The organism is Marinospirillum sp. (genome assembly GCF_014859565.1).
In genome coordinates this window covers 1-2,550 of record NZ_JACUUA010000357.1, presented here as the reverse complement: position 1 = coordinate 2,550, position 2,550 = coordinate 1, and the positions used below count along the sequence as shown (strand labels likewise).

General features: G+C 50.5%; 4 protein-coding genes. All 4 read right to left on the bottom strand.

Features of this window, described 5'->3' with window-relative positions; translation table 11 throughout:
• Nucleotides 1–47: 47 nt before the first annotated feature.
• A complete protein-coding gene (locus IBX50_RS19595; protein ID WP_292258079.1) occupies nucleotides 48–218 on the bottom strand; it encodes a hypothetical protein in 171 nt (56 codons plus the stop codon).
• The gene (locus IBX50_RS19590) at nucleotides 193–1,497 is read right to left on the bottom strand and encodes a transporter (RefSeq protein WP_292258078.1); all 1,305 of its coding nucleotides are present in this window, start codon (nucleotides 1,495–1,497) and stop codon (nucleotides 193–195) included. The genes IBX50_RS19595 and IBX50_RS19590 overlap by 26 nt, the downstream gene beginning before the upstream one ends.
• Before the next feature lie 83 nt (nucleotides 1,498–1,580).
• Nucleotides 1,581–2,096, bottom strand: coding sequence for a GNAT family N-acetyltransferase (locus tag IBX50_RS19585; RefSeq protein ID WP_292258077.1), 516 nt, complete (start codon nucleotides 2,094–2,096; stop codon nucleotides 1,581–1,583).
• Nucleotides 2,036–2,344 carry a DUF1778 domain-containing protein gene (locus IBX50_RS19580; protein ID WP_292258076.1) on the bottom strand — a complete coding sequence of 103 codons (309 nt, stop codon included), beginning with the start codon at nucleotides 2,342–2,344 and terminating at the stop codon, nucleotides 2,036–2,038. Before IBX50_RS19580 ends, IBX50_RS19585 begins: the two co-directional genes overlap by 61 nt.
• Nucleotides 2,345–2,550 lie beyond the last annotated feature (206 nt).

Below are 2,550 nucleotides of genomic sequence, written 5' to 3'. Positions count from 1 at the left end.
GGTAACCCCATTATCCGGGTAGCAGGCTTTCTTTAAAACTGTCCGAACTATTGTCTTTCTACCTGCACCTGACCGTGCACAAACTGAAACTGCCCAGCCTGATCTGCAGCCATTGCCAGTGAAGAAACCAGCAATAACAGAAGCAGGCATAACAACCATGCCATCCAGTCGCGTGGCTGGTGAGTGAGGTGCTTAGAATTTAACAGGTTCAAAATCATAACGAACACTCACTCTGGCGGTTATCCGGTTAAAAGCGGAGTTAGGAGTATCACTGAATTGCTGGTTATAGCTGATTTGTGGCTCCACCAGCAGATTGGGCAAAAACTGGTAACGCGCACCCACACCCAGATTAAACAAGGTATCCCTGCGGCTTGCATCACATGAAGTCTGACCACTGCTGCAGGTGTAATCCCGCAGGCTGTATCCTGCCAGCCCCACAAAAGTCCATTCTGGGCTATACACCAGGCTGGCATTAAAATTTGCGCCCAGGCTGTTAAAATCACCCGTTGGCGAATCCGGTAAATCAGTACGTAAATAATAGCCGGTTGCCACCAGATTCACCGGCCAGCGCAGCGGGGTGGAAACACCGCCAACCCAGCCACCGCCCAGCAGATAAATGCGCCCGTCATTTACCTTGTCGGCATTCTGATCATAGCTCATCTGGGTGACATTCATAAAACCCAGCACCGCAGTGGAGTCCGGCAGCAGATAAACCCCATTCAACCCCAGACCGGCTTCAGAAAACTCGCCCTTGCCATCTTTCCAGCCCTTGCCAAAAGTGGGTTCCACCCCCGCCAGCCACTGACCGGCACGGTATTCCGCACCCAGCTGCACGTTCAGGTTCTGACGTATGTAATCACTTTCTGCATAAGGGCGAGTATCACGCAAGCGATATCCGGCATAAAAACTAACGGGATCACTGTACTGCCAGCTTAAACGCTGGCGTGCTGCCATCTCCGAAAAAACACTGGCAGGTTCATTACTTGCAGCAGATGACACATTGGAATCATAACCCAGTGCAGCATTCACGCGGCTGGTCAGGGTAAAACGTTTTGGTGCGAGGGCTTTGTCCAGCCGCTCTTGTAAGTTATTGGCAGATGCCAGCACAGCAGGTGAGGGGCGGCTGTTCTTCACTTCATCGATCAAGCGCTGGCTGCTGTTAAAACGCCCCATCTCCATATAAGCCTGAGCCAGAGCCAGCTTGCCGCGTTGATTACTGGGCTGTACCAGTACCAGTCGCTCCAGCGCCCAGCTGGCCTCAGCAGGATAACCGTTACGCAGAGCAGCAAGGCCGAATACATAGTCATAACCGGCATCACCGGCAAAATGCAGCTCCAGCGGTTGCAGCTGGTCGTACACCTCCTGATGCTGCCATTCGTTCATCTTGTTATGCAGTTCAGGCAAGGGCGGCAGAGTCGATGCGATGGCATGACCGGTAAAAAGCAGCAGACTGAAACTTACAACTAACAGGGGCGGCCGAAGAAATAAACGAAGCATCAGGACAGGCTCTCAGTATCCATTGATATGTACCCACAGTTTAGTAGCAGTAACGGGCTGGGCAAAATATAACCGGCTTGTGATCAGTAAAGGGATAAATACAGTGTGAGATTGTCGATTGCCGGAACATCCTTGAAGCCATGTTTAAGATAAAACTCACGAGCCTGCTCATCCAGTGCATTCACAATAATGGCTTTGGCTGCAATGGTTTCCGATGCACTGATGCAGCGTTCTACGGCATCCACCAGCAGATCACTGCCGTAACCCAGCCCTTGAAAAGACCTGTCCATACCAAAACGTCCCAGCTTAATCACAGGAATTGTTTTAGGTGCGCCACCACGTTTCAGCTTTCCGGGAGCAGCTTCGCGCATGATTTCGGCGCTGGTGAGCGTGTAAAAACCTTTAACCCGATGAGTGCCAGCCTGGCAGGTCACGTAAACCGTGGCATTTTTGCGTTGCTGCTGCTTGTACGCATCAGCAAGGTAAGCATTTAAGGTGGTATCGCCACAGTCAAAAGCAGTGCAATCATGGTCTGCGTTCAGTTTGACGGGTTGGGTGATACCCATCTTTTGGGGCGGCTGAGTCGCTGAATCAGACATAGATTATCCTCCATGCGGTTGCTTTCCAGGGCTGCTTCAAACGCATCAAAATCATCATCATTCAGGATGTAAAGGCGCTTATTCAGAATCACCTCCTCGGCACGAGCCGTAGCAGAATCCAGAATAAAAGTGGTTCGGTCATTTCCGATCAATTTGGCTGCATAGTCGATGAGGTTCTTCCTGTTACTGGCTATGCGCATACTGATGGCGCTGGTTTTTTCGGCGGTAGCCAGGTTGGTTTTCATCATTTTCTACCTTCGGTTTTCAGCCGTATCAACAGTGGATGCTGCGTTCAATCTAGTGCTGTGTATGGCTATTGTCAATACATGGTGGTCGAGTTAATGAAAGATAACATATCTATGCAGCCTGTCATGCCAGGGCAATCGGGCTTAATTGATACCCAGTAGTTTGAGCAGATAGTCATTGTCCCAACCTGCTTTCGCTCGCTTTGTTT